The sequence below is a fragment of the Pseudomonas campi genome (genome assembly GCF_013200955.2).
GTDB lineage: Bacteria > Pseudomonadota > Gammaproteobacteria > Pseudomonadales > Pseudomonadaceae > Aquipseudomonas > Aquipseudomonas campi.
In genome coordinates this window covers 1,590,974-1,616,172 of record NZ_CP053697.2, presented here as the reverse complement: position 1 = coordinate 1,616,172, position 25,199 = coordinate 1,590,974, and the positions used below count along the sequence as shown (strand labels likewise).

Here is a 25,199-nt window from a genome sequence, read left to right as displayed (position 1 = left end):
AGCAATAGCGACAGGATCAGCCATGGATTACTTCATCGTCGTCATTACCACGGCCGCCGGCTTGTATTTTCACTGGTGGCTGTATGTGCGCATCAAGCGCTGGATGGACCGTGACCTGGCGCTCTCGCTGGCCGACGGCGATCCGGCCAAGCGTGCCTATATGCTCGAGCGCCTGGCCGAAGCCAAGACCGCTGGCATCCGCCGCCGTGATCTACCCGCCTGGCTGCAGCAAGCCGCCGCGGCCTACCGCGCCGCCTGAGCCAGACGCCACAGTCGAGCCAGGTCGACACTGCGCGCTTGCAGCTCGACAGCAGCGCTGGCGCAGGCCTGCTCCAGGCTGACTGGCCCAGGCGTGAGGCTGAATGCCGCGGCAATACCGGCGCCATACAGCGCTTGGTAGTCCACCCCCAGGCTACCGGCCAGGGCGATCACCGGAACGCCGGCAGCCTGGGCGATGCGGGCGACGCCAACCGGGGTTTTGCCGTGCAGGCTCTGTGCGTCCAGGCGCCCCTCTCCGGTAATCAGCAGATCGGCCCCTTGCAGCGCTTGCGCCAGGCCGGACAGCTCGGCCACCAGCTCGATACCGGGACGAAAGCTCGCGTGCAGGAACGCCTTGCAGGCAAACCCCACCCCGCCAGCCGCGCCGACACCGGGAAAGTCGCGATGATCCTCACCCAGGATGGCGGCGACACACTGCGCGTAGTGCGCCAGTGCGCTATCCAGTTGCTCGACCTGCGTCGGGTTGGCGCCCTTTTGCGGGCCGAATACTCGGGAGGCACCGCGCGGCCCGCACAACGGGTTGTCGACATCGGCCGCGACCTCGACCCGCACCTGCTGCAAGCGTGGGTCCAGACCACTGATATCCAGGCGCTCCAGCTCGGCCAGCGCCGCCCCGCCGGGTGCCAGTTCGGCGCCTTGACGATCGAGCAAGCGCACGCCCAACGCCTGCAGCAGACCGGCACCACCATCGTTAGTGGCACTGCCGCCCAGCCCAAGAATGATCCGCGTGGCGCCCGCATCCAGAGCCTCGCGGATCAGTTCACCGGTTCCGTACGTACCGGCGCGGGTGGCATCCCGCTGGGCCGGCGCGACCCAGTGCAGGCCACTGGCGGCGGCCATTTCGATTATCGCCGTGGCGTTGTCCAGCCAGCCCCAGTGCGCCTGCACCGGGGTGCCGAGCGGGCCACGCACCTGGCACTCGCGGCGTTCACCACCGACTGCGGCGAGCAGCGCATCGACTGTGCCCTCGCCGCCATCGGCCATGGGCAGCAGAACGATCTCGGCCAGCGGAAACACCTGCCGCCAACCGCGAGCAATGGCTTCAGCCACCGCGGCGGCGCCGAGACTCTCCTTGAAGGAGTCGGGGGCGATAACGATCTTCATGGCAGCCGCGCCAGGCGCTGGACGCGGTTCAGGGAGCCAGGCGCTCGCGCTGCCAGGCGTCGTTCAGCAGGCGATAGTTGAGGCGGTCGTGCAGGCGACTGGCCCGGCCCTGCCAGAACTCGATGCGCTCGGGCAACAGGCGATAGCCGCCCCAGTGCGGCGGGCAATGCGGGGCGCTGTCGAGGAAGCGCCGTTCGGTTTCCGCGAGCAGGCCTTCCAGCTCGGCGCGATCGGCGATCACCCGGCTCTGCGGCGAAGCCCAGGCCCCCAGGCGACTACCCAGCGGGCGCACCTGGAAGTAGGCATCGGATTCCTCGGCACTGACCTTTTCCACCCGCCCCTCGATGCGCACCTGGCGCTCCAGGCTGGGCCAGAAGAAGGTCATGGCGGCAAACGGACGAGCCGCCAGCTGCTCGCCCTTGGCACTGTCGTAATTGCTGAAGAAGGTGAAACCGTGCTCGTCCAGGCCCTTGAGCAGTAGCACCCGGCAATGCGGGCGGCCATCGCCATCGACCGTGGCCAGGGTCATGGCATTCGGTTCAACCGGCAACTGCTCAGTCTTCACCGCATCGGCGAACCATTGGCGAAACAGGCTGAACGGCTCGACCGGGGCCTGCGTTTCACTGAGGCCATCGCGCGTGTAGTCGCGGCGCATATCGGCAAGGGACTGGGCCATGGGACGCTCCTTGGAATGATGGCCCAGTTTATTCCGCCGCGACCTTGGTAGTTTGATCTGCGACAGTCTTGCTCGGAACTGCCGGCTGGTTGTACTTGGCCAGCAGCGCCACCAGGGTTTTCTGCGGAGTCAGGACGATTTCCACACGACGGTTCAGGGCACGGCCTTCGTTGCTGTCGTTGGCGGCGCGCGGCATGTTCGAGCCCACGCCCTTGAGCAGCAGACGATCACGCTGCAGGCCGCTGAGACGGAAGATCGAGGCGACGGCCTTGGCGCGGTCCTCACTGAGCTTGCGGTTGTCTTCGACCTGGCCCTTGCTGTCGGCGTGACCGAGGATCAGCACTGCCGTGCGCGGATCTTTCTCGAGAATCTTGGCCACCCGGGTGAAGGGACCGAGCACCGCCGGCATCAGCATGCTCGGGCGATCCGGGTTGAACGAACTGTCCACCGGGGCCGTGACCACCAGCACGTTCTGCTGGCGCTCCAGCTGCATCTTGCTGCCTTTCAGCGCCTCACGCAGGCGCGGCTCGTACTCGTCCAACCAGGCATCGGTGAGCTGGTGGTCGATCTTCGGCGCCACCGTTTTGGCCTTGGTCGTGCTCTTTTCTGCCGAACTGAAGGGCCACCAGCTGTTGCCGGTGGAAGCGGAATCGCCCGCCTTGTCGGCAGAGCCGGCACAGGCAGCGAGACTGAAGCAGAACAGCAGGGCCAGAGAATTTTTACGCATTTCGACCTTCCAAAAAACAGGGTTCAAAGACATTGATCCAGCACACGCGCCAGTTTCTGCGCACGCGGGTCCATCAATACATAGGGGCCAAGGCTATTGGTGACAAAACCGAACGCAATCTCACGCTGCGGGTCGGCAAAGCCCACCGAACCACCCGCGCCCGGATGGCCGAATGCCTTGCGCCCCAGGCCATAGGTGGCATTGGCCACGTCTGGCTGATCGAGCATGCAGCCCAGGCCAAAACGGGTGCGGGTGAGCAAGGTCTTGTCCTCGCCACAGGCATGCTCGCGGGTCATTTCATTGAGCTGCTCGGCCTCGAGCAGGCGCCCATCGAGCAGGCCCGCATAGAAGCCGGCCAGCGCCCGCGCATTGCCGTGGCCATTGGCCGCCGGCTGCTGCATGCGCCGCCATTCCGGTTTGTTGGTACTGGTGAGGATAGACGGCGGGTTGGCGAACGCGCGCGTACTCATGGCCGCCGGTTCGCTCATCATGCAACGCAACAGACGCTGCGCCGCGGCATCGCCCATATCGCCCTTCTTGCGGGCGATATGCGCTACGCGCTCGAATTCGCTGTCGGCCAGGCCGACATGAAAGTCCAGGCCCAGCGGCTTGGCAATACGTGCCACGATCGATTCGCCCGGGCCACGCCCGTCGATCCGCCGCAGCAACTCGCCGACCAGCCAGCCGAAGGTGATGGCGGCATAGCCATGGCCCGTGCCGGGCGTCCACCAGGGCTGCTCGCTGGCCAGGGCCGTGGTCATCTGCTGCCAGTCATACAGCGCCTCGGCCGGCAGCATCTCGCGCAGGGCCGGCAAACCAGCGGTGTGCGCCAGCAACTGGCGCGGCGTGATGCGTTCCTTGCCCGCGGCGGCAAACTCGGGCCAGTACTGCGCCACCGGCGCATCCAGATCGAGCTTGCCCTCGCCGACCAGTTGCAGGGCTGCTACGGCGGCGAAGGGTTTGGTGCAGGAAAACAGGTTGAGGATGGTGTCGCTGTGCCAGGCCTGCTCGCCGTCCTTGTCGGCCACACCGGCCCACAGGTCGACCACAGTTTCCCCACCAATCTGCACGCAGAGCGCGGCACCGCGTTCCTGGGCATCACTGAATAGCTCGCCGAACGCCTCTTTCAGCGTTTCGAAACGCAGGTCGAAATAGCCCTGGACTTGCAACCTGATACTCCTCGGTCAGCTTGGCCGGCATTGTTCCAGTACCAGGCGCTCCTGTGAATCCTGGCCACTTGCCCAAGACCGACTGTTAGACCAACGGTGCCCCCAGAACCTGTATGGACTCTAAGGTTGCGTTGCCGCCGGCTGCTGGGTCGACTTCAGCACTTTGCCCGGCACCTGCAGGTTGACCTTGCGCACCGCCTCGACAAAGCCCTGCCAGGGCCGATCGGTGATGCCGAGCAGGCCAAGGTGGCCGTTCTCGCCATCGAGCAGGCGGCCGCTGGCCGGCTGATCGAGGTACTGGAACCAGTGCACACCGACAATGCTCGGCTCTTGCAGAGCCTTGTCGAGGAAGTGGGCGTAAGCCGGGCCACGTTCCTCTTCCTTGTACACCTCGCTCACCCCACCCCAGAACGGCCCGCGATCACGCGAACCGAAATGGAATTCGCTGATCAGCAACGGCTTGTCCAGCGCGCGCAGCACGGCGAAGTCGTAGCCATGCTGCGGTTCACGGGTGTAGAAGTTGAAGCTGACCACATCGCAATACTGCGCACAGGCGGCAATCGCTTCGGGCGTGGTGATGGCAAAACGGCCGCCGAGCAGCAGGTGATTGGGTGCATGCCACTTCAGCGAGTCGGCGATGGTCTTGAAGTAGGTATCGGCCAGCAAGCGCTGGAAGCTCTGCAGGTCGACCTCGATCTGCGGATGCTCGGCACTCGGCAGCGGCGCCTCGAACCCCGGGTCTTCCATCAGCTCCCAGGCACCCAGCTGGATACCCCAGGCCTTGGACAGGCCGTTGTGGTTGCGGTACTTGTCCCGCAGCTGCTTGAGGAACGCGCGCTTGGCCGGCACATCGGTGGTCAGGCGCAGGGTGCTGTAGGCCAGCGCATAGCGCGCCTTGGGCTCAGCGCCCGGGGCGGCCCAGGCCAGTTCGTTGTCGGCGAAGAAGCCGAGCAGCCAGGGGTCATCGCGGCGATCTCGACTGGCAATGGCAATGGCCCGTTCGGCGGCCATGGCGAAGCGCGGATCGAAGGGGTCGGGCATGCCACCCCACCAGTCCAGGCCGGTGCTGATGGTGGCGTAATCACCGGAAATCGACAGCGGCACGGTATAGGGCATGCGCTTGGCGGCGCCAAGGGTGTCGTCGCTCCAGTTGCCCAGGGTGTTGAAGCCCCAGGCCTGCAGGCGATCGAGGCTATGGGCGGTCCAGCGGGCGGCATCCAGGCCGGGTGGCGGGCACGGCGTGACATCCTGCTCGACCGGCGCGGGCGAGGCCGCCAGCGGCGGGACGACTGCCGGGCAAGGCTGCGCATAGCTGCGCTGCAGGTTGGCCCGGTAGAAGTCGAACCAGCGCCCCTGGTCAAACACGCGACCGCGATTCGCCCCGGTGGCGCTACGGCTGTTGCTCTTGCCGTAATAGATGGCCAGCTCTTCGCCCTCTTTGGGCAGAGCACTGAACATGCCTTCGCGCCCCTCGACATAGGTACGGCTCTGCCAGGCGCTGACCGCATTGACCCCGAGGGAGTAGAACGGATGGCCTTCCGGGCTGACCAGATACCAGCGCTCGCCCTGCTTCTCGGTGCGGAAGAAGCCCTTGGCTTCGAAGCGCGGGCCGTTCAGCCAGCCGCCGTAGCTATCCTGTTCGGTTTTCGGCTGCAGCCAGGTCTTCAGCTGTGCCTGCTCGCGCACGGCCGCCTCACGCAATTGCTGGTCACTGCTGACCTTTTCCGGCCACTGGCCGCGGTTGTACTGGCCCCAGGCATCGATGATGCCGCTGTAGGCAGCCTGCTGCACGGCCGCCAGCGGTTGCACACCAAAACGGCCGAGCAGGATGCTCTGCGGCGAATCCGGGTTAGCCAGTGACAGGCTGACCGAACTGACCTGTGCCGCACTCAGTTCACCGGCCACGGTTTCCGCCAGCAAAACCCGCTGGCCGGCGACGGTGATCGGCATCGGCGGGCCGGCACGCATGCCCTGGGCCAGCGGCGAGGTCGCAGCCAGCGGCACCAGCAGGGTTTGCGCCGGGCCGGCGGGCAAGGCAATACGGCTGGTGAGCGACTTGCCGTCGCGGCTGGTGATGCTGACATCGAGGGTGATCGCCCAGTCCATCGCATTCTGAATGCGCAGGCTCATGGCCTCGGTCTGCGACCAGTCCCAATCGCCACTCTGCGGCGTCAGCGTGAGAGTCGGCCGTTCGGCGGCGTTGAACACCACGCGGCGTAACACCTCACCGTCAGCCGTAGGCTCGGCCGTCAGCTGCGGCAGGTTGGCCTGCTCGGTAGCGACCTGCACGGCATCCAGCGGACGAACGAAGTTGAACAGGGTCTGTGGCTGCGCAGGCGCAGCAAACAGCGGGGTAGTCAGCAACAGGGCAAAAGCGACAGGCAACGAGCGGCGAATCATGTGACGGGCACTCCGGGACGACGTGCCAGTAGACAACAGGTCGGGCCGCTGATGCCAGCCCGAGTTTATTCCGACTAGCGCTCTACCCGGCCCGTTTCACCGCTGCTGGGTAGCGTCAGCAGGCAATCGGCCCAGGCATCCAGGCGCTGCTGGGCATGCCCCCGACCCGCACCTGGCGCTTCGCCGGCACTGGCCGCCGCCAGACGCCGGCTGGCCGCGGCCAGTTGCTCGGCGAAATGCGCTACATCCCCGCGCCAGACCAGTACCTCATGACGCAGCCCGAGTTCGGCGGCACGCCGGGCATTGCTCAGTTGCTCCGGCTGATCGCTGACCAGCAGCAGGATCGGCCGCCGATAGACCTGCGCCACCGACAGCGCGGCCATGCCCGGCGCCGAGATGATCAGCGCACTGTGCGCCGCCGCATCGATCCAGCGCGGATCGTGGGCCAGCCAGCCGGCACGCCCGGCATAGCCCTCACCCACCCGCAGACTGGCCAGGCCCGCCTGCGCCAGCCCCTGCTCCAGGCCAGCGGCCAGGGCTGGATCGCGAAAGTGCGGGTTGAGGTAGAGCGCCACGCAGGACTCCGGCAAGCCTGCCGGGCATTCGGCCAGGGCGACCGGCGTCGGCAGATTGAAGCTGCCAGGCGCAGTTTCACTGGCGTCGAGATAGGCGAAGTCATGCTGCAGACGGGCCCGCGCACGCCCCAGCTCGAAGGCGATGGCCGCGGCAAAGGCGCGCGCCAGCCAGGCCGGCAGGCGCCCGTGGAAGTTGCTCTGCAGCGCCTGGCGCAGGCTGGCGCCATATACATGGACGATCTTGCGCCGCCAGCCTGGCAGGCAACCCATCACCAGCAGCGCCGGATGGAAGGAGTCGTTGACCAGCAGGTCGACCCTGGCCAGGTAGCGGCGCAGCTTGCCGATATCGCGCAGCATGTGGCGCGGGTCGAACAGGTAGCGGGCCACGGTACGGTCGGTCGCCCCACGCTGCATGTTCTGCTGTTCGTCGAACTGCACGGCGTAGTGCCGCGACAGCACCTCGGCCGCGATACCGAACTCGGCAAGGAACGCCACACCCTCGTCGGACGTGGTCAGCACCGTCACGTCGGCACCCTTCGCGCGCAAGGCATGGGTGAGCAGTTGCGCACGCATCAGGTGGCCACGGGCATCGGCGGTGGCCAGGTAGAGAATCCGCGCAGCCATCAGTTGCTCCGTCGCCACCCGCCAGCCCGCAAGCGCAGGGCGACTCCAGCCAGGTACATGCCCACCGCACCGCTGACGCCCCAGGCGCGGTCCACCGCACGGGCCTCGGCCAGCAGCTGTTGCAGGCGCGGCTGTTCATGCTCGGCCACGCTCAGGCCGAGGGTACGCATGCACAGGCGCACATGCTTGCGCTCATCGCTGAGCACCCGGCCGAGCAGGCCCTGCAGCGGATGCTCGGCGGGCAGTACGGCGCAATGGCGACTCAGCACCCGCTCGGCCATCTGTTCGGCACACAGGCCGATGGCATAGGCCGGCACCAGCAGGCCCTGCTGGAAATGCGGTGCATGGCGACGGGCAATGCGCTGCCAGCGGCGGATCTTGGCCTGACTCAGGCGATCGGGGCGCAACTCGCTGGGCGGCTGCATGCCGCGCTCACGCATGGCCGCGGCGAACAGCGCACTGTGTTCCTGTTCTTCGCGCAGGTGCTGCTGCACCTGGCGTTCCAGCCAGGCGGGCGGATTCGCCAGCATTTCCTGCTGCAGGGTCTGCTCGGTCGCCTCTTCACCGATCAGGTAGATACGCAGCAACAGCAGCTCGCCGGCACGACTGGCATGCAGTTGGCGCAAGGCGGCGCGCTTGATGCGATCGACCAGAAAGGCCTGCAGGCGTGGCCAGCCGCGCAGCGGCGGCGCGGCAAACAGCGCCAGTTGCACAGCACTCATGGGGCGGTAACCGGCGCCGCAGTATGCTGCTGACCACTGAGCACCAGGCCGATGAAGCTGTCCTGGAGGAACGCCTGGGCGGCCACACCGGCCTGCGGGTAATCGATCTGCTGGCCGCGATAGCTCAGGTAACCTTTGCCATCCCTCGCTCCGAGCAAGAGTTTTTCGTGCTTGGCGAAGCCCTCGGTCTGCAGTGGCTGCAGCAGTTCGACCTGCTCCATACCGAAGAGGAACAGGTCGCGCTGGATCACCGACAGCGGCAGGCGGCTGCGCAGGGCCTGCAGTTCCAGACTCCAGCTACCGCTGTGCAGGGTCTTGGCCAGGTCAGCATGCCCGCCCGGCACATGCAGGCTGGCACGCAACGCTGGCAGTGAGGCCTTGCCCAGGCCCAGGGCAATGGTGATGTCGGCATACTCGGCCTTGGCCGCCTCGACCCGGTTGTCACGCACCTGGACGAACTGTTTGGCCAGCCGCGCCGCTGTCGACGGCGAGGTGAGCACCTGCAGGGCATGATCCGGCTGCAGCAGGGATTGACGCTTGCCCGCCACGTCAGCCTGCACCTGATAGAGATCGACCTGCACCTCGCTCAGATCCCCGGTTACCGGTGCATGGGCGTGCAGGCTGGTGCTCCACTCCTGGCCATCCTTACTGATCAGCAGATGCAGGCTGACCGGCACCTGCTGGCCATTCTCCGCCCGCGCCCGGCCATGCAACAGGACATCGCCGATGACCGTCTCATCGGCGTACTCCTGGTTGTTGTGCAACACCAGGGTCTTGCTGGCGGTGTCCAGCTGCACACGGCTATGGGCATCGTCGAGGGCGATACGGTTGCACTCGCTCAGCGGGGTATCCGCCGTGGCCAGGGGACAACGACTGGCGCTGGCGAACTGGAACACGCCACGACCCTTGAATTCCTCGGCCAGCGTGATGCCACTGCCCAGACTCAGGGCCAGCAGCATGGCCAGGCGAGGGAAAGCCAGACGATGGTTAAACGATCTATTCACGGTAATCCCTTCCGTTAGCCAGGGGCGCTCAGGCCCGGTGATAAGACAGCGCTTGGGCATCGACTGCCGTGCGCCCCAAGGTGTTGATGCCGACGCCGCGGGCCAATGCGCCCGCCATGTCGACCAGCGAGAACACCAGGATCAGGCTCCGCGCGGCCAACCCACGCACGCCACGCAACGGCGGCAGGTCCTGGTGATTGAGCGCACGCTGGCTGAAGTACAGACGCGCCAGAAGGATGCCCAGCGGCGCCAGCGGGCCGCTGCGGGCCAGCCACTGCAGGCGTTGCGGCAGATAGGCACGCAACAGATAGGGGGTCAGGCCGACCGAATCCTGGCCACGCATCCAGCGCAGTTTGAGCGCTTCGCCCCGGGTATCCGGCAGGCGGTGTTCGGTATGCGCCGCCGCGGCATAGTGCAGAGCAACACCGGCGGCCTGCAGGTTGAGACCCAGCACCTGGCAATGGGCGCGATACACGCCATCCAAGGCCTGGTAGGCATGCTCGGCAAATACCTCGCGGCGAAACACCACGTTGTTGGCGTAGAAGTTACGCGTGGCACCGGCGGCCAACGGGCTGGGGAAATACATGAAGTCGATGGTGGTCAGCGCCGTGCCGGCCAGGCTGCTGCTGTAGCTGGTGCGCCCGGCCACCACGGCTGGCGGCTGCTCGGCGCACAAGGGCTGGAGCAGTTGCGCCAGCCAATCAGCTGCCGGAATGCAGTCGGCGTCGGCGAACACCACGTGATCGCAGCGCTCGGCCTGCACGGCGGCAAAACCGAGGTTCTTCGCCGCGTAGTAGCCGGTCTGCGCGTCGATCAGGACAAACTGCAGCGCCAACCCGGCCGCCTGAGCCAGGTCCTTGCACACAGCCTCGGGCAAACCGTCATGGGTCACTATCACTTGGGCCAGTTGCGTCAGCGGCAGGCTCTGCCCTTTCAGGTGTTCGAACAGGCGAGCGAGACTGCCGGCCACCCGCTGCAGGTCGGCGCCGCCGCGCAGATTGTTGGTTTCCAGTACCAGGGCCGTGCGTGCGGCCAGATCGTGCAGGTTCATCCGTGCTCCCGGGCTGCCAGCGCAGCCAATAGATCAGTTTCGTCGCGGCCAGCGTAGCAGCACCCGGCAAGCGCCGGCTTGCAGCAGATCACGCCCGGCTCATGTCGCGTATTAGACAGTCGAGCGCTTCATGCGATCGAGCCAGCGATCTGGCAACAGGCGGTTGAGCACGCGGAACAGCTTGGCCGGCACCGTAACCGGGTAGCGGGTACGCGGCACACGGCGGTGCAAGGCGTGCAGTACCACCTCGGCCACCGCTTCGGCCGGCAGGGTGTATTTGACCGCCGCGCCCTCCTTGGCCAGCCGTTCCTCCATCTGCGCATAGACCGCCGCATGGGCGCCGCGGCTGGTGTCGACATGCTTGCGCAGGGCCAGCAGGCTGTTGGCACGGAAGCGCGCAATGATCGGGCCCGGCTCGATCAGCACCGCCTCGATGCCGCTACCGCTCAGTTCCAGGCGCAGGGTATCGACCAGACCCTCGATGGCAAACTTGGAAGCGTTGTAGGCGCCACGCAGCGGCAGCGCGGCATAGCCGAGCACCGAGCTGTTGAACAGAATCCGCCCGTGGCCCTGGCGGCGCATCAGCGGCAACACGGCTGCGGTCAGCTCGGCGGGGCCGAACACATTGGTCTCGAACTGTTCGCGCCAGGCCGCGCGCGGCAGATCTTCGATGGCGCCCGGCTGGCCATAGCCGCCGTTGTTGAACAGCGCATCGAGGGTACCGCCGGTTTGTTCCAGCACCTGGGCCAGGGCACGCTGAATACTGGCCGGCTCGTTGAGGTCGAGCTGCAGGGCGTGGAAACCTTCACGCTGCAACTGCGCCACGTCCTCGGCCTGGCGCGCGGAGGCAAACACCTGCCAGCCCGCCGCCCGGCAGGCCACGGCCGTGGCGTAGCCAATGCCGGTCGAACAACCGGTGATCAGGATGGAACGGGAAGTCTGGGGCATACGGCCATCTCCTTGGCGGTGGGTGAGTTGCCTTAGAGCCTGCTCACGATCTTTTGGACTAGAGCCAGGCAAGGCGAAATAGGGCGAGGACGCGGAGTTTACGAAATGTAAATGAGCAGTCCGAGCCCAATTTCAACGCAGCATGGCCGACGGACAAGAGATCATGGACAGGCTCTCAGCTGATTTCGCGACGAAACGGCGGCAGTGCATTGAGAATCGCCTTGCCGTAACGCTGGGTCACCACGCGCCGATCGAGCAAAGTGATGGTGCCGCGATCCTCTTCGGTGCGCAGCAGACGGCCGCAGGCCTGTACCAGCTTCAGCGAGGCATCCGGCACGGCGATTTCCATAAACGGGTTGCCGCCGCGCGCCTCGATCCATTCGGCCAGCGCCGCTTCCACCGGATCGTCCGGCACGGCAAAGGGAATCTTGGCGATCACCACATGCTCGCAGTAGGCACCGGGCAGGTCGACGCCCTCGGCGAAGCTGGCCAGGCCGAACAGCACGCTCTCCTCGCCACTGTCGACCCGTGCCTTGTGCTTGTTCAGGGTCTCCTGCTTGGACAAGTTGCCCTGGATGAACACGCGCTTGCGCCATTCACGATCGACCCCGTCGAACACGTCCTGCATCTGTTTGCGCGAGGAAAACAGCACCAGGGTGCCGCGCGAACCTTCCACCAGGCTGGCCAGATCGCGAATGATCGCCGCGGTGTGCGCCGCCGCATCGCGCGGGTCGGCCTTGAGGTCAGGCACCTTGAGTACGCCGGCATCGGCATGCAGGAAGGGGCTGGGCACCACGGCGGTGACCGCCGCCTTGGGCAGGCCGGCACGCATGCGGAAGCGGTCGAAACTATTCAGTGCGGTCAGCGTAGCCGAGGTCACCAGGGCGCCATAGGCGACGTTCCACAGATTGCGGCGCAGAGTCTCGGCGGCGAGGATCGGGCTGGCATTGACCTCGATATCGAACAGCGCGCCGCTCTCGGCCAGGGTCAACCAGCGCGCCATCGGCGGGCTGTCTTGCGGGTCTTCAGTGGTGAAGGCGGTCCACAGCTCCCAGTTGCCCTGGGCGCGAGCCAGCAGGCTGCCAAACAGCGGGTACCACTCCTCGGCCTGGTGGCTGGCGATGCCAACGGCGCCCTCGCCGTCCATGGCTTCCTTGAGCAGTTCGGTGAGGCGGGTAAACACGTCGGTCAGCTGCGAGAAGCCTTTCTTCAGCTCGATGCCCAGCTCGCGCAAATGTTCGGGCACCAGGCCGCCAACAAAGCGGTGACGCGGGCGTTCGCGGCCCTCCATGTCCTCGCCGGCCTTGAAGTCGGCCAGCTGCTCGCAGGCGCTGAACATGAATTGCTGCTGGGTGCGCAGCTCGCGGGCCAGCTCCGGTACTTTCTCGATCAGCCGACCGAGATCACCGGGCAGCGGATTCTGCGCCAGCAGCTTGGTCAGGTTCTTCTCCACCTGGCCGAGCCAGTCGGCGGTGCTGCGCAGGCGGGTGAAGTGGGCGAAGTGGCCGATGGCCTTGTCCGGCAGGTGGTGACCTTCGTCGAACACGTAGAGGGTTTCCCGCGGGTCGGGCAGCACCGCACCGCCGCCCAGGGCCAGGTCGGCCAGGACCATGTCGTGGTTGGTGACGATCACGTCGACCTTGGTCATGCCCTCGCGCGCCTTGTAGAAGGCGCACTGGCCGAAGTTTGGGCAATGGCGGTTGGTGCACTGGCTGTGGTCGGTGGTCAGGCGGCTCCACACCGCATCGTCGAGCTCCTCACTCCAGCTGTCGCGGTCGCCGTCCCAGCGATTGCCGGCGAGTTTCTCGATCATCCCGGTAAACAGCTTCTGGCTGCTCTCGTCGACATCCAGGCGGAAACCTTCTTCGGCGAACATCTGCGCGGTGGCGCCCTGGGCCTCGCCGTCCTGCAGCAGCATGTCGAGCTTGGACAGGCACAGGTAGCGACCACGGCCCTTGGCCAGGGCAAAGCTGAAGTTGAGGCCGCTGTTGCGCAGCAGGTCCGGCAGGTCCTTATGGACGATCTGCTCCTGCAGCGCCACGGTCGCGGTGGCGATCACCAGGCGCTTGCCGGCGGCCTTGGCGATGGGAATCGAGGCCAGGGCATAGGCCACGGTCTTGCCGGTACCGGTGCCCGCTTCCACTGCCACCACGGCGGCCTCGCCATCACGCTGACCTTCGTCGTTGTGCTGGATAGCGCCCAGCACCTTGGCGATCTCGGCGATCATCAGGCGCTGGCCATAGCGCGGCTTGAGGCTCTTGGCTTCGAGGAAACGGCTGTAGGCGCCCTGGATCTGGGACTTGAGTTCGGGACTGAGCATGGGCGCGCAATAGAGACTGGATAAATTCTCAGTAGTTTACCGGCAGGTTATGATGCCGCGCCATGCTTAACCGCCGCCTTTACGGAGAACCCGATGACTGCCTTTGCCGCCGTTTACGCCCTGCACCTGCTGGCCGCCCTGATCTGGGTCGGCGGCATGTTCTTCGCCTGGATGATCCTCCGCCCTGCCGCCGTCAGCGTGCTGGAGGCGCCGGTACGGCTGACCCTGTGGGCCGAGGTGTTCCGCCGTTTCTTCCAGTGGGTGTGGCTCGCCGTGCTGGTGTTGCCGGTATCCGGCGTGGGCATGCTGCACCTGCGCTTCGCCGGCTTCGAGACCGCGCCGCGTTACGTGCACATCATGATCGGCCTGTATATCGTCATGCTCGCGCTGTTCCTGCGCATCCAGTTCCTCCAGTTGCCGGAACTGCGCCGTGCCATCGCGGCACAGAACTGGCCAGCCGGTGGTGAGGCTCTGGGACGCATCCGCAAGCTGGTGGGCATCAATCTGCTGATTGGCATGACGCTGATGGCGATTGCCGCAGCCCGACCGCTGTTCTGATGAGCTGTCCGACTGGAGAGAGGTTTTGCGCGGGGAAGCCCCTGCGCTACCGGCATGCCGATAGCGCAGGAACAGACTGCAGCACAAACCGTTAGAACCTTTCTACGATCGGCTACACGCTGCCATACGAGTCAAACCGACCCTGCGTGTGCGGTCGTAGCCAGGCTCTTAGGGCTGTGCCTCGACCGCCGCTTCTACCCGACGGTTGACGGCCCGACCTTCGTCGGTTTCGTTGTCGGCGACAGGTTGCGCTTCGCCATGGCCAACCGACGATACCCGGCCTGCTTCCACACCGTACTGGTTGACCAGCACGTCGCGTACGGCATTGGCACGGCGTTCGGACAAGCCCTGGTTGTAGGCATCGGAGCCGACGGAGTCGGTATGCCCCTCAACCACGGTGGAGGTCTGCGGATACTGCTTCATGAAGTCGGCAAGGCTCTGGATATCGGCCATGCTGTCCTCCTTGACCACAGACTTGTCGAAGTCGAACTTCACATCCAACTCGACGCGCACCGCCTCGCTCACCTCGACAACCGGCGCAGCGGGTTCCTCGCCGCTCGGATAGACCGGCAGCGGGCAGCCATTGTGATGAACTGGAGTATCGGGCGGGGTATCCGGGCAACGGTCACGACGGTCGAATACACCATCGCCGTCTTGGTCACCATCTTGGGCATAGCAAATCAAGGTTCCAATGACCGCACCGGCCACCGCACCTCCTGCTGCCCAGGCAGAACTTTCGATTGCGCCAAGACCGCCTCCGGCCAAGCCACCAATCGCTGTACAAATCGGCCAGTTCCCTTGGTTTAGCGGCGCATCTCCCGTACTGGAAGTAGTGACGCAACCAGAAAGAACACTGCTGACCAAGAGAAGGGGTACTGCAGCCCTTGAGAGTCTTGTTCTCATGGCGGTGATCTCCTGTGTCACCGGTTGATTACCGGTAACACAGGAGTAAAGACCCGTCCCCCTAAGTGTACAAGCCTGCAGTCGCCGAGAAATCAGCTGCTGCAGGCAGGGGACGCCGCATTACGGGCGGGCTTCGACCTCAGCCTCAACACGACGGTTGATGGCGCGACCGTCGCTGGTAGCGTTGTCGGCAACCGGGCGGCTCTCGCCATAACCGGCAGCGTTGACGCGATCCGGCGACAGGCCGTACTGGTTGACCAGTACGTCACGCACGGCATTGGCACGACGCTCGGACAGACCCTGGTTGTAGGCATCGGTGCCCACGGAGTCGGTGTGCCCTTCAACCACGGTAGTGGTTTGCGGGTACTGACTCATGAAGTCAGCCAGTGCTTTGATGTCGCCTTGGCTTTCGTCCTTGACCGCGGTCTTGTCGAAGTCGAACTTGACGTCCAGCTCAACACGAACCGGCTCGGCAGGTTCTGCAACCACTTCCTCGACAACCTCCTCGACAACGGCGACTTGCTCTTCAGCACCGTGGACCCAGCAGTAAGCTGCGGCCATACCAGCACCTACAACAGCACCACCACCCGCCCAGCTCGAGCTTTCGATCGCGCCCAGAGCAGCGCCACCTACACCACCGACTGCAGCACAGGTGGGCCAATCGGTTTTCTGCAGGCCGGAGCAGCCAGTCAGCAGGCCGCTTACCAGCAACAGGGGTACAGCTTTCCTTGTAATGCTCATCGTTTTTGCTCTCCTGTAAAAATCGGCACCAAACCGACACTCAAGTAGTAAAGACAGGTGTTTTATAATCCGCCAGCTATTAGGAACTTCACTGACCCATGTCATTACTAGGCCAAATCCTTCCAGCGAGTTAGTCTTTACCTACAAGTTTGGAATTTAGCAATGACTGGCAAACATTCTTCGCGCACCCCGCAACAGGCTCTTGCAGCCCTGCTCGACCACCATGCGCCACGACGCCTGCTGCTGGTAGGCGCCAGTGACTTACCGGCCGTGCAGGCTTTCCAGGCTGCACACCCCGAGATAGAGGTGCATAAAGCCGCGGCAGGAGAACTCCCGGCGGAACTGGCGATACAGCGTTTCGATCTCGCCCTGGTGGTCGACTGCCTGGAGCACCTGCCTAAACGCACAGCCCTGCAGCTACTCGGCGGCATCCGCAACCTGAATGCCAGCCGTATTGCCGTACTGGTCGATATGCAGGCCTGTGACTGGCAGGAAACCGACTTCTTTGCCCTGGCCTTGCAAGCCAGCGAGAGTTTTCAGCGCGATCAGCAAATCCTCAACCTGTTCACGTACGACCTGCGCGACTACAAGCAGGTTCCGGACTGGCTCAATGCCAAGTTCTGGGCCAACCCGGAAAACTACGGCAAGTACTGGTGGTAATGCCATGAGTCACGCCTGCCCCTGCGGTAGTGGCAACCTGCTGGAACAATGCTGCGGTCACTATCATGCCGGCACCCCGGCGCCGAGTGCCGAACTGCTCATGCGCTCGCGCTACAGCGCCTATGTTCTGGGCCTGGTCGACTACCTGCTGACGACCACCCTACCCGCCCAGCAGGCAGACCTCGATCATGCCGCCATCAGTGCCTGGAGCCTTGGCAGCACCTGGCTCGGCCTGGAGGTGGAAAGCGCCGAGCTGCTCGGTGGCCAGCCGGAGCATGCCTTCGTCACCTTTACCGCACGCTGGCACGATCACGACGGCGAGCACAGCCATCGTGAACGCTCGGCCTTCGTCCAGCGCCTTGAGCACTGGTACTTCATCGACCCGACCGTGCCACTCAAAGCCGGGCGCAATGACCCCTGCCCTTGCGGTGGTGGGCAAAAATTCAAGAAGTGCTGCGCACCCTATCTGCCCTGAACAGAAAAACTCGCCGCACAGGAAAACTCTGCTTCATTTGTTAGCGCAGAGCCCCACAGCAAAGGGCTCCCGCCAACAAGGAGAAGTACATGCACAAGCACAGTGGTTTAACCCTCGCCCTGGCGACGCTGCTATTCGCGAGTGCGGCCCAGGCCGCCGATGTCCAGGTCAGCCTGGGCAGTGTGGAACGCGTCACCCGCCTGTTCGCCTACCCCAACAACTGCAGTGTGATCTGCTATCGCGACTGGACGCTGGAGCAGACCGTCGCGCACTACCTCGGCCAGAGCCTGCAGCGCGACGGCTACGGCAGCGCCCAGGTCAACGTCAGCAGCGACAGCAATGGCCTCTATGCCAACTTCAGTGGTGTACCTGCCGATTACGGCCAGCCACTGACCGAGCTGCTGGCCGCTGGAGACCTGGCCTACAGCGGCGCCAGCAAGCTGAATCAGGACGGCAAGTGGCAATTCAGCTGGTACCTGTTCCTGCCCCTGGGCATGGCCCTGGATAACCGGCAAAGCGTCGAACTGCTGCACTTCCCACCGGATTACTCGCTGACCCAGGCGCAGGACTATCTGCAATCCAAGACCACCGACCGCTGGGCCATGCTGCTCACAGAAAACGGCGTGGCTGCAGAGCAGACCCCGGCCTTCCAGACCATCATCGACATTGCCCCCATCGCCGCACCGGCCAGCGCAGGCAGCGACCTGGAGGGGGTTTACGACTATTTCACCGACTACCAGAAGCAGATGGTCGCCCAACTCACCCGCGGCAAAACGGATAGCGCATTGCCCATGGTCGCCTTTGGCGGGCCGGTGCGCGCCTGGGTGAAGGCACAGTACGGGGTCACTCTCGGTGTGCTGGACCTGGGCCAGATCAGCCCAGCGCCAGGGCAGACAGTCCCGGTATTGGGCTCCAACCATCCCAGCTATATCTGGTACGCCGCCGACCCGGAAAACTACAACGGCGACGAGCAGAAAGCCGATGCGGAGGGCCTTGAGGTGATGGGCCAGGACATCAGCGCAGCCTGCTGGCAGGCCGACATGGGTCTCAAGCCGGACAGCGACCCAAGCCAGACCCTCAGCGCCTGCACGCAGAAGTGGCAGGTCACGCAGAAGGTGCAAACCTGCGAACTGTTCTACACCTCGATACGCAACCTCACGCCCGAGCAGGCGCAAGCCAAGTGCACGACCAGCGACAGCTGAATGAAAGGCCACTGCCCCTCTCTGAAGGGGCTCGGGTCTGTTGCCGTTTCGTTTAGGGCCGCGACGGCAACAGACCCTAGCGGCTATTACTCCTGCAGTTTCAGATGGGACGTGTCCGGTGCTGGCGTAGCCGGAGAAGTCTTGGCCTGCCCCATATCACTACCCACCGGTGCCAGGCTGAACTGCGACAGATCAACGGCCGGCGCCTGCGCATCCGGCTTGTGCTCCTGCAGATCGCTACCCACCGGGGCGATGCCGAAATCTGGTGCCTCGACATCCGCGAAAGCCGCCATGTATTCGTCACGCGGAATCACCCGGGCACCTGGGCGACTGCTGGTCGCCGCAGGTGCAGCGGGTGCAGCGGGTGCAACGACAGCCTGCTGTACAGGCGGTGGAGCCAGCTCAACTTCCTCGATCTGCGCATCGAGGGCCTGGACGATGGCGACAGCCCCCGCCCGCTCGAGGGTCGCACGATATTTTTCGGCGCCGGCTGCATCCAGATTGCTCTTGATCACGATGCGTCGACCGGAAAACAGCAAAGCTATGCGCTGGGCATCGGCCTGAAACAGCCGCGCCAGATTCTCCTTGACCTGCTCCGCCTGGGCGCCCGGCATAATCTGCCCGGCAAAGGCGATCTCATAGAGGCTCATGGTCACACTCCTGTCTATTTATAGGGTCAGTATGACGCAGGTTTTTTTAGCGTAACAACCGGTTGCCGCCAAGCAGTCGCTTGGTAAACTTCGATGACGGCAATATTCGCGATTAAATATCCGGAGCTAATGATAATAATTAGTAAAGCTTTCCTCCTCGCCCTGCTAATAAGTCTCTCAGGGTGCACCTCCTGGTTCAGCGGGGATCTGCAGAAGCCCGTCGTGCGCCTGGTCAAAGTCGAGGTGGTCAAGGCCAAGCTGCTGGAGCAACGCTTCCTCCTGCGTTTTCGCATAGATAACCCGAATGACTCGAGCCTGTCGGTACGCAGCCTCGATTATCGCGTAACCCTCAATGACGTGGAGTTGGCCGATGGCGAGACCAGCACCCGCTTCAGTGTGCCGGCGCACAGCAGCCACGAGTTCGAGATTCCCGTCCGCACCAATCTCTGGCGCCACCTGAAAGGCATCGTCCGAGCGCTGGAGAAACTCGACCAGCCGATTCGCTACAGTTTCCAGGGCTCGGTCAAAACCGGCCTGCTGTTCGGTAGCCGCGTGCACCTTTCGCGCAATGGCGAGATAATCCCCGGCGATTACCTCCCGGAGTGATTCACCGATGAACCAGCAACCCCATGTCCATGGCCCCGATTGCAACCACGACCATGACCACAGCCACGATCACGATGATCACGGCCATGTACACGGCCCGCATTGCGGCCATGCGCACCAGGAGCCCGTGCGCAACCCGCTGAAGGAAGTCGGGCGCAACGACCCCTGCCCGTGCGGCAGCCAGAAGAAGTTCAAGAAGTGCCACGGCGCCTGAACTGAATAACGGCAGGGCAATGGCGCAACGCCTACCCTGCCTGCCCTACACAGCCCTACCGCCGGCCCCGCCAGCCCTCTACAATCCGCACCAGTATTCCCACCCCCTCTCGCGCCAGGAGCCAGTCCATGGGTTCGCGCCGTGTTTCTCATTCGCTGAAGCTGATCGCCGCCGCCACCCTGGCCAGTAGCCTGTTTCTCAGCGGCTGCCAGTCGTTTCTCAACAGCCGCTACAGCAGCAGCGTGCATCCGGATCAGGGCATCGTTCGCGTCCAGGGCCTGGCGCAGAGCGTGGTGGTGCGGCGCAACCCGCTGGGCATGCCGCTGATCGAGACCACCACCTTCCACGATGCGCTGTTCGCGATGGGCTACGTGCATGCCAGTGATCGTCTCAGCCAGATGGTCGGCATGCGCCTGCTGGCCGAGGGCCGTCTGGCCGAAATGAGCGGCCCCGGCGTACTGGAAATCGACCGTTTCATGCGCGCGGTCAACCTCAAGCGCAGCGCCGAAGTGCTGTACAAGAACGCCTCGCCGCGGATGAAGAAGTTCTTCGAAGTCTATGCCCGCGGCGTCAACGCCTACCTGTTCCGCTACCAGGACAAGCTGCCGATGGACCTGGCCGCATCGGGCTACCGTCCGGCCTACTGGAAACCGGAAGACTCGGTACTGGTTTTCACCCTGCTCAACTTCGGCCTGGCCGTTAACCTCAAGGAGGAAATCGCCGCCCTGACCCTGAATGGCAAGGTCGGCGCCGACAAGCTGGCCTGGCTGCTGCCGACCTATCCGGACGAACCGCTGCCCTTCGAGGAAGCCGAGAAGCTGCGTGGCCTCAACCTTGACGGGCAGATCCCCGGCCTGGCCGCCATCGACCAGGCAGCGGGCCAGGTAACCGCGCTGAACATGCTCGGCGTCGCCGCCTCGAACAACTGGGCCATCGCGCCGCAACGCAGCACCAGCGGCAAAAGCCTGCTGGCCAACGACACTCACCTGCCGCTGTCCATGCCCTCGGTGTGGAACTACGTGCAGATCCGTTCGCCGAAATTCCAGGCCGCCGGGGTCTCGATCGCCGGCGTACCGGCGGTGGTCGCCGGCTTCAACGGCAAGCTGGCCTGGGGCATGACCATGGTCATGGGCGACAACCAGGACCTGTTCCTGGAGAAGGTCAAACGCCAAGGCAGCCGCCTCTACTACCTGGCCGACGGCAAGTGGCAGCCCGCCATCGAGCGCCAGGAAACCTTCTTCATCAAGGGCCAGCGACCGATCCGTGAAACCGTCTTCGAAACCCGCCACGGCCCGTTGCTCAACTCGGTACTGGGTGAGCGCAAACACCCCCTGCAACCGCTGCAGCTGAAGAGCGGCTACGGCCTGGCCCTGCGCACCGCGCAGTTCGAGGAAGACCACTCGCTGGATGCCTTCTTCGACCTGTCCCGCGCGCAATCGGTGGACCAGGCCTTCGAGGCCACCCGCGAAGTACGCGCCATGGCCCTCAACCTGGTCTTCGCCGACGCCCAGCACATCGGCTGGCAGGTCACCGGCCGTTTCCCCAACCGCAAGCAGGGCCTGGGCCTGATGCCCTCGCCCGGCTGGGACGGCGCCTATGACTGGGACGGCTACGCCGACCCCATGCTCCACCCCTACGACCAGGACCCCATGCAGGGCTGGCTGGGCACCGCCAACCACCGCACCGTGCCGCGCGGCTACGGCATGCAGCTGTCCAACTCCTGGTTCTATCCGGAGCGCGCCGAGCGCATCGCCCAGCTGGCCGGCGCCGGCAAGCACGACCAGCGCAGCATGATCGCCATGCAGTACGATCAGACCACGCCGTTCGCCGGCAAACTGCAGGCGATGTTCGATGCACCGGGCATGGCCCAGCCGCTGCGCCAGGCCATCGCCGCCCTGCCCGCCGCAGAACGCAGCAAGGCCGAGGAAACCTACAAGCGCCTGATGGCCTTCGACGGCCGCATGAGTGCGACCTCGGCGGATGCGGCCCTGTACGGCGCCTTCCTGCACGAGAGCGCGCGGCAGACTTTCCTCGACGAGCTCGGCCCGGACGGCAACCCGGCCTGGCAGGCGCTGGTGGAAGCCGCCAACGACTCCTACTCGGCCCAGGCCGACCACCTGCTCGGCCGTGACGACAGCCCCTTCTGGGACGACGTGCACACCGCGCCCAAGGAAGACAAACCGGCGATCCTGGCGCGCACCCTGGCCGCTGCAGTGACCTTCGTCGAGAGCAAACTGGGCGCCGACCGCCAGGCCTGGCAGTGGGGCAAGCTGCACCAGTACACCTGGACCAGCAACGCGACCAAAATGGCGCCCCATCTCGACGCCAGCGAGCGCAGCAGCATCAATGCCGTCCAGGGCTACCTGGATCGCGGCCCCTACCCGGCCGGTGGCGATCACGGCACGCTTAACGTGGCGGCCTACCACTGGGGCCAGGACTTCGACACCTGGCTGATCCCGGCCATGCGCATGGTCGTCGATTTCGGCCGCGAGGAGCCGATGATCGGCCTCAACAGCTCCGGGCAGTCCGGCAACCCGGCCAGCCCGCACTACGCCGATGGCATCGACGCCTGGCTCAAGGGCGGCTACATGAGCTTCCCGTTCCAGAGCCGCAATATCGACAAGGTCTATGGCAACAAGCGCCTGCTGTTGATGCCAGGGAAGTAGCGCCCGCCGATAGCTTACAGGGCGCCTCAGGGCGCCCTTTTTCATGCAACCCCACAGCAACGCGAGCCATGCCGGCCGTCATTGCTCTATGCGGCGCGGTGCCTTCATTAATTGCCAGCAGATATATAGGCTTTCACGCAGATCCTTAAACAGTTTAAAAACAGCCCTTTACAGCCAACTTATCGCACTACACTTCACATTGAGCGGCTAACCCCGCTCCCGGCGGGGTCTTTATTAAAATCAAAAACAGCTGCCAAGCACCCGACCCCGCCGGCACCCTCCGCGAGGGCATCATGGGAATTGCCGCTAACGAACTGTGCCAACACGTCATCCGCCCTACCCTGCTCTATCTGGGGCGCCACTCAGCCACCGCCGAAGCCCTGCTCCTGGGGGCCGCCGCCAGCCAATCGGCACTCGGCGCCGCACTCGACGACCCGCATGGCCATGGCCTGTACCGCATCAGCGAGCTGCGCCATCAGCTGCTCTGGGACCAGCACCTGGCCCATGATCCGGATCTCGCCAGCCTGGTCCGCGGCCTCGCCAGCCAGCATGCCTTTCTCGGCGCGCCGCACCTGGAGCTGATCGTCAACCTGCGCTACGCCACCGCTATCGCCTGGCTGATGATCGAAGTCGAGCACCCGCAGCTGCCTGCCGCCGACGACCTGCATGGCCTGGCCCGTATCTGGCGGCGGGTGTTCCAGCCGCGCGGCCACCTGCGCGACTTCCTCCGCGCCTGGCAACACTGCGTGCCGGAACAACCGAAGGTTGCCTGAAATCAGGCGATGACGCGCCGGTCACGCGGAGGAGTACAGACGACTCTCGATAACAGATCATTGCCTCTGTTTTATTTTCTGACCCATCAGACAGCTCCACCCATCTGATTTCATTAACGAATCTTCACCAAAAAGACAGGCTAGAGCGGTTGGCAAGCGTTCTCAAAACGCGTAGCTTGCCGCCCTCATTTTTGCTGTTCGTGAGCTTGCTAATGAAACAACTCTGGTGCAAAACCACCCTCGCTCTGGCCATCGGCGCCATTTCCACTCACAGCCTGGGCAACGGAATTGCCATCAACGAACAAAGCGTCAGCAGCATGGGTACCGCCTTTGCCGGACGCGCGTCGTCTGCGCAGGATGCCACCACCCTGTTCGGTAATCCCGCCGGCCTGAGCAAACTCAAGCGTGCCGAAGTGATCGGTGGTGTCGGCCTGGTCAAGGCCAATATCGACATCGACGACGCCAGCGCGCAAACCAGCGAAGGCGACATGGTGCCGCTGACACCCGTGCCCTTCGCCTATTACGCCAGCCCGCTGAACCAGGACTGGCACTACGGTATCGGCCTGTACGTGCCGTACGGCCTGGTCAGCGACTATGAGAAAGGCTTCGGCGGCCGCTTCAAGGGCCAGTACAGCAAGGTGGAAGTGGTCACCCTGCAACCGACCCTGAGCTACCGGATCAACGAGCGCGTCTCCGTCGGCTTCGGCCCGACCATCAACAAGATCAAGGGCAAACTGGTCAACCAGCTGGACAACAGCGCCGCACTCGGCAGCGGCGAGACCAAGGTTGGCATCAAGGGTGATGACACCGCACTGGGCTTCAATACCGGCGTACTGGTAGACATCACCGAGCAGCTGGCCTGGGGCCTGACCTACCACTCCAAGGTCGATTACACCCTGCAAGGCCGCACCCGCATCACCGGTGGCGACGGCCCGATCTTTGGCCAGTTCAACGGCGAGTACGACGCCCAGCTGGATTTCACCACCCCGGAAATGGTCGACAGTTCGCTGACCTACAAGCTGGATGACCAGTGGACCCTCTACGGTGGCGCCACCTGGACCCGCTGGAGCCGGATCCAGGAAATCGTCGTGGAAAACCAGGGCACGCCGAGCATCCTGGGTATGACGCCGATTGCCGAGGTCAGCGAGCAACTCCAGTGGCAGGACACCTGGTCCTACGCCATCGGCGCCGCCTACCAGTTGAATCCGCAATGGGTGCTGCGCACAGGCTTTGCCCTGGATGCCTCACCGGCCGCCAATGACAACCGCAGCGTGCGCATCCCCGTGGGCAACCGCAAGGTGTTCTCCCTCGGTGCCGGCTGGTCGCCCACGGCCGACATGACCATCGACGTGGCCTACACCTACCTGCGCGAGAGCGAGGCTTCGGTCAACCAGCACTCCACCGAGCTGGCCGGTGCAGAAATCGCTCCCGGCTTCAGCGCCAACTACAACAACAGCGCCCATGGCCTGGGCGCACAGGTAACCTACCGTTTCTGACGGCGGGAGCCGCACATGAAAAAGCCGGGCAATTGCCCGGCTTTTTTATTCGCACGGCTGTCAGGGTTGACTAGCAATCGCTTGTTCAACTGCCTTGATCAGATCTGCCTCATCCGGCTTGGTCAGGCTGGAGAAACTGGCAATCACCTTGCCGTCGCGCCCGACCACATACTTGTAGAAGTTCCAGCGCGGCGCACTGGTCTGCGCGGCCAGCTCGCGGAACAGCGGAATGGCATCATCGCCGCTGATCACCTGCGGTTCGCTCATGGCGAAGGTCACGCCGTAGTTGACGAAGCACACCTTGGCGGTGTCCTCGCTGTTGTCCGCTTCCTGTTTGAAGTCATCGGACGGCACGCCGAGCACTTCCAGGCCCTGATCCTTGTAGCGCTGGTACAGCGCCTCAAGCCCCTTGAACTGAGGGGTAAAGCCACAATTACTGGCGGTATTGACCACCACCAGTGGCTTGCCGGCAAAACGCTGACACAGATCGATGTGCTCCTTCGAACGCAATTGCTGCAGCTCGCCCTGCAACAGCGGCGGGCACTCGGCCGCCAGCAGCGACCCGCTGAACAGCCCGACCAGCAATGCCAGGGCACGACGCGACATGAGCATGATGACAACCTCTGCACTGAATCCAGAGGCAACGCTACTCGCCT

At 64.4% G+C, this 25,199-nt stretch carries 24 protein-coding genes and 1 pseudogene; 10 read left to right on the top strand and 15 right to left on the bottom strand.

Annotation, left to right across the window (positions count from 1 at the left end; all coding sequences use genetic code 11):
• Window positions 1-22: 22 nt before the first annotated feature.
• Complete coding sequence (locus HNE05_RS07460) at window positions 23-259, top strand: hypothetical protein (RefSeq protein ID WP_173205054.1); 237 nt, start codon at window positions 23-25, stop codon at window positions 257-259.
• Here the strand turns inward: HNE05_RS07460 and HNE05_RS07455 are convergent.
• From HNE05_RS07455 to dinG, 11 genes and pseudogenes are all read right to left on the bottom strand, one after another.
• Window positions 244-1,383: a glycerate kinase gene (locus tag HNE05_RS07455; protein WP_173205051.1), complete on the bottom strand. Its 1,140-nt coding sequence runs from the start codon at window positions 1,381-1,383 to the stop codon at window positions 244-246. The two genes, HNE05_RS07460 and HNE05_RS07455, sit on opposite strands and share 16 nt — an antisense overlap.
• A gap of 28 nt (window positions 1,384-1,411) precedes the next feature.
• Window positions 1,412-2,059: a pyridoxamine 5'-phosphate oxidase gene (gene pdxH / locus HNE05_RS07450; RefSeq protein WP_173205048.1), complete on the bottom strand. Its 648-nt coding sequence runs from the start codon at window positions 2,057-2,059 to the stop codon at window positions 1,412-1,414.
• A gap of 31 nt (window positions 2,060-2,090) precedes the next feature.
• Window positions 2,091-2,786: pseudogene (locus tag HNE05_RS07445) on the bottom strand (OmpA family protein); the annotation flags it as partial.
• A gap of 23 nt (window positions 2,787-2,809) precedes the next feature.
• Entirely contained in the window at window positions 2,810-3,955 is a 1,146-nt protein-coding gene (locus HNE05_RS07440) for a serine hydrolase domain-containing protein (RefSeq protein WP_173205042.1), read from the bottom strand.
• 120 nt (window positions 3,956-4,075) lie between these two features.
• Window positions 4,076-6,355 (bottom strand): beta-agarase, encoded by a 2,280-nt coding sequence (locus HNE05_RS07435; RefSeq protein WP_173205039.1) that lies wholly within the window; start codon window positions 6,353-6,355, stop codon window positions 4,076-4,078.
• 74 nt (window positions 6,356-6,429) lie between these two features.
• Window positions 6,430-7,554 (bottom strand): glycosyltransferase family protein, encoded by a 1,125-nt coding sequence (locus HNE05_RS07430; protein WP_173205036.1) that lies wholly within the window; start codon window positions 7,552-7,554, stop codon window positions 6,430-6,432.
• On the bottom strand, window positions 7,554-8,276 hold the full coding sequence (locus tag HNE05_RS07425; protein ID WP_173205033.1) for a hypothetical protein: 723 nt from the start codon (window positions 8,274-8,276) through the stop codon (window positions 7,554-7,556). Before HNE05_RS07425 ends, HNE05_RS07430 begins: the two co-directional genes overlap by 1 nt.
• The gene (locus tag HNE05_RS07420; RefSeq protein ID WP_219637218.1) at window positions 8,273-9,280 is read right to left on the bottom strand and encodes a hypothetical protein; all 1,008 of its coding nucleotides are present in this window, start codon (window positions 9,278-9,280) and stop codon (window positions 8,273-8,275) included. Before HNE05_RS07420 ends, HNE05_RS07425 begins: the two co-directional genes overlap by 4 nt.
• A gap of 28 nt (window positions 9,281-9,308) precedes the next feature.
• Complete coding sequence (locus HNE05_RS07415; protein WP_173205030.1) at window positions 9,309-10,331, bottom strand: glycosyltransferase family 2 protein; 1,023 nt, start codon at window positions 10,329-10,331, stop codon at window positions 9,309-9,311.
• 111 nt (window positions 10,332-10,442) lie between these two features.
• Complete coding sequence (locus HNE05_RS07410; protein WP_173205027.1) at window positions 10,443-11,279, bottom strand: SDR family NAD(P)-dependent oxidoreductase; 837 nt, start codon at window positions 11,277-11,279, stop codon at window positions 10,443-10,445.
• A gap of 175 nt (window positions 11,280-11,454) precedes the next feature.
• The gene (gene dinG, locus HNE05_RS07405) at window positions 11,455-13,599 is read right to left on the bottom strand and encodes an ATP-dependent DNA helicase DinG (protein WP_173205024.1); all 2,145 of its coding nucleotides are present in this window, start codon (window positions 13,597-13,599) and stop codon (window positions 11,455-11,457) included.
• A gap of 93 nt (window positions 13,600-13,692) precedes the next feature.
• On the opposite strand from dinG, the gene HNE05_RS07400 reads away from it, so the two are divergent.
• Window positions 13,693-14,157, top strand: coding sequence for a CopD family protein (locus tag HNE05_RS07400; protein ID WP_173205021.1), 465 nt, complete (start codon window positions 13,693-13,695; stop codon window positions 14,155-14,157).
• A 168-nt stretch (window positions 14,158-14,325) separates the two neighbouring features.
• Here HNE05_RS07400 and HNE05_RS07395 read toward each other — a convergent pair whose 3' ends face one another.
• Window positions 14,326-15,060 (bottom strand): PA1041 family peptidoglycan-binding anchor lipoprotein, encoded by a 735-nt coding sequence (locus HNE05_RS07395; protein ID WP_173205018.1) that lies wholly within the window; start codon window positions 15,058-15,060, stop codon window positions 14,326-14,328.
• A 120-nt stretch (window positions 15,061-15,180) separates the two neighbouring features.
• Window positions 15,181-15,801, bottom strand: coding sequence for an OmpA family protein (locus tag HNE05_RS20660; RefSeq protein WP_173205015.1), 621 nt, complete (start codon window positions 15,799-15,801; stop codon window positions 15,181-15,183).
• A 162-nt stretch (window positions 15,802-15,963) separates the two neighbouring features.
• Between HNE05_RS20660 and HNE05_RS07385 the strand changes: the two genes are divergently transcribed.
• The 3 genes from HNE05_RS07385 (at window position 15,964) to HNE05_RS07375 (ending at window position 18,138) form a co-directional block, all read left to right on the top strand.
• A complete protein-coding gene (locus tag HNE05_RS07385; RefSeq protein WP_173205012.1) occupies window positions 15,964-16,461 on the top strand; it encodes a DUF6231 family protein in 498 nt (165 codons plus the stop codon).
• Between the two features lie 4 nt (window positions 16,462-16,465).
• Window positions 16,466-16,936, top strand: a complete 471-nt coding sequence (locus tag HNE05_RS07380; protein WP_173205009.1) for a YchJ family protein — start codon at window positions 16,466-16,468, stop codon at window positions 16,934-16,936.
• Between the two features lie 89 nt (window positions 16,937-17,025).
• Window positions 17,026-18,138: a hypothetical protein gene (locus HNE05_RS07375; RefSeq protein ID WP_173205006.1), complete on the top strand. Its 1,113-nt coding sequence runs from the start codon at window positions 17,026-17,028 to the stop codon at window positions 18,136-18,138.
• 86 nt (window positions 18,139-18,224) lie between these two features.
• Here the strand turns inward: HNE05_RS07375 and HNE05_RS07370 are convergent, their stop codons facing one another.
• Window positions 18,225-18,788, bottom strand: coding sequence for a hypothetical protein (locus HNE05_RS07370; RefSeq protein ID WP_173205003.1), 564 nt, complete (start codon window positions 18,786-18,788; stop codon window positions 18,225-18,227).
• Between the two features lie 129 nt (window positions 18,789-18,917).
• Here HNE05_RS07370 and HNE05_RS07365 point away from each other — a divergent pair, with 129 nt between their 5' ends.
• The 5 genes from HNE05_RS07365 to HNE05_RS07345 all read left to right on the top strand — a co-directional run bounded on the left by HNE05_RS07365 (window position 18,918) and on the right by HNE05_RS07345 (window position 24,543).
• Complete coding sequence (locus HNE05_RS07365) at window positions 18,918-19,394, top strand: LEA/WHy family protein (protein ID WP_173205000.1); 477 nt, start codon at window positions 18,918-18,920, stop codon at window positions 19,392-19,394.
• A gap of 7 nt (window positions 19,395-19,401) precedes the next feature.
• Entirely contained in the window at window positions 19,402-19,608 is a 207-nt protein-coding gene (locus HNE05_RS07360) for an SEC-C metal-binding domain-containing protein (RefSeq protein ID WP_173204997.1), read from the top strand.
• A gap of 128 nt (window positions 19,609-19,736) precedes the next feature.
• Window positions 19,737-22,274 (top strand): penicillin acylase family protein, encoded by a 2,538-nt coding sequence (locus tag HNE05_RS07355; RefSeq protein WP_173204994.1) that lies wholly within the window; start codon window positions 19,737-19,739, stop codon window positions 22,272-22,274.
• 293 nt (window positions 22,275-22,567) lie between these two features.
• A complete protein-coding gene (locus tag HNE05_RS07350; RefSeq protein ID WP_173204991.1) occupies window positions 22,568-23,047 on the top strand; it encodes a hypothetical protein in 480 nt (159 codons plus the stop codon).
• A 212-nt stretch (window positions 23,048-23,259) separates the two neighbouring features.
• Complete coding sequence (locus HNE05_RS07345) at window positions 23,260-24,543, top strand: OmpP1/FadL family transporter (protein WP_173204988.1); 1,284 nt, start codon at window positions 23,260-23,262, stop codon at window positions 24,541-24,543.
• Window positions 24,544-24,603: 60 nt separating this feature from the next.
• Here HNE05_RS07345 and HNE05_RS07340 read toward each other — a convergent pair whose 3' ends face one another.
• The gene (locus HNE05_RS07340; RefSeq protein ID WP_173211626.1) at window positions 24,604-25,149 is read right to left on the bottom strand and encodes a glutathione peroxidase; all 546 of its coding nucleotides are present in this window, start codon (window positions 25,147-25,149) and stop codon (window positions 24,604-24,606) included.
• Window positions 25,150-25,199 lie beyond the last annotated feature (50 nt).

Bases quoted from the DNA above. Each gene is read 5' to 3' on its own strand.
- HNE05_RS07455 (WP_173205051.1), bottom strand. From the start codon at position 1,383: ATGAAGATCGTTATCGCCCCCGACTCCTTCAAGGAGAGTCTCGGCGCC.
- HNE05_RS20660 (WP_173205015.1), bottom strand. From the start codon at position 15,801: ATGAGCATTACAAGGAAAGCTGTACCCCTGTTGCTGGTAAGCGGCCTG.
- HNE05_RS07345 (WP_173204988.1), top strand. From the start codon at position 23,260: ATGAAACAACTCTGGTGCAAAACCACCCTCGCTCTGGCCATCGGCGCC.
- HNE05_RS07410 (WP_173205027.1), bottom strand. From the start codon at position 11,279: ATGCCCCAGACTTCCCGTTCCATCCTGATCACCGGTTGTTCGACCGGC.
- HNE05_RS07375 (WP_173205006.1), top strand. From the start codon at position 17,026: ATGCACAAGCACAGTGGTTTAACCCTCGCCCTGGCGACGCTGCTATTC.
- HNE05_RS07415 (WP_173205030.1), bottom strand. From the start codon at position 10,331: ATGAACCTGCACGATCTGGCCGCACGCACGGCCCTGGTACTGGAAACC.
- HNE05_RS07435 (WP_173205039.1), bottom strand. From the start codon at position 6,355: ATGATTCGCCGCTCGTTGCCTGTCGCTTTTGCCCTGTTGCTGACTACC.
- HNE05_RS07430 (WP_173205036.1), bottom strand. From the start codon at position 7,554: ATGGCTGCGCGGATTCTCTACCTGGCCACCGCCGATGCCCGTGGCCAC.
- HNE05_RS07400 (WP_173205021.1), top strand. From the start codon at position 13,693: ATGACTGCCTTTGCCGCCGTTTACGCCCTGCACCTGCTGGCCGCCCTG.
- HNE05_RS07355 (WP_173204994.1), top strand. From the start codon at position 19,737: ATGGGTTCGCGCCGTGTTTCTCATTCGCTGAAGCTGATCGCCGCCGCC.
- dinG (WP_173205024.1), bottom strand. From the start codon at position 13,599: ATGCTCAGTCCCGAACTCAAGTCCCAGATCCAGGGCGCCTACAGCCGT.
- HNE05_RS07340 (WP_173211626.1), bottom strand. From the start codon at position 25,149: ATGTCGCGTCGTGCCCTGGCATTGCTGGTCGGGCTGTTCAGCGGGTCG.
- HNE05_RS07365 (WP_173205000.1), top strand. From the start codon at position 18,918: ATGATAATAATTAGTAAAGCTTTCCTCCTCGCCCTGCTAATAAGTCTC.
- HNE05_RS07425 (WP_173205033.1), bottom strand. From the start codon at position 8,276: ATGAGTGCTGTGCAACTGGCGCTGTTTGCCGCGCCGCCGCTGCGCGGC.
- HNE05_RS07395 (WP_173205018.1), bottom strand. From the start codon at position 15,060: ATGAGAACAAGACTCTCAAGGGCTGCAGTACCCCTTCTCTTGGTCAGC.
- HNE05_RS07350 (WP_173204991.1), top strand. From the start codon at position 22,568: ATGGGAATTGCCGCTAACGAACTGTGCCAACACGTCATCCGCCCTACC.
- HNE05_RS07385 (WP_173205012.1), top strand. From the start codon at position 15,964: ATGACTGGCAAACATTCTTCGCGCACCCCGCAACAGGCTCTTGCAGCC.
- HNE05_RS07460 (WP_173205054.1), top strand. From the start codon at position 23: ATGGATTACTTCATCGTCGTCATTACCACGGCCGCCGGCTTGTATTTT.
- HNE05_RS07370 (WP_173205003.1), bottom strand. From the start codon at position 18,788: ATGAGCCTCTATGAGATCGCCTTTGCCGGGCAGATTATGCCGGGCGCC.
- HNE05_RS07380 (WP_173205009.1), top strand. From the start codon at position 16,466: ATGAGTCACGCCTGCCCCTGCGGTAGTGGCAACCTGCTGGAACAATGC.
- pdxH (WP_173205048.1), bottom strand. From the start codon at position 2,059: ATGGCCCAGTCCCTTGCCGATATGCGCCGCGACTACACGCGCGATGGC.
- HNE05_RS07360 (WP_173204997.1), top strand. From the start codon at position 19,402: ATGAACCAGCAACCCCATGTCCATGGCCCCGATTGCAACCACGACCAT.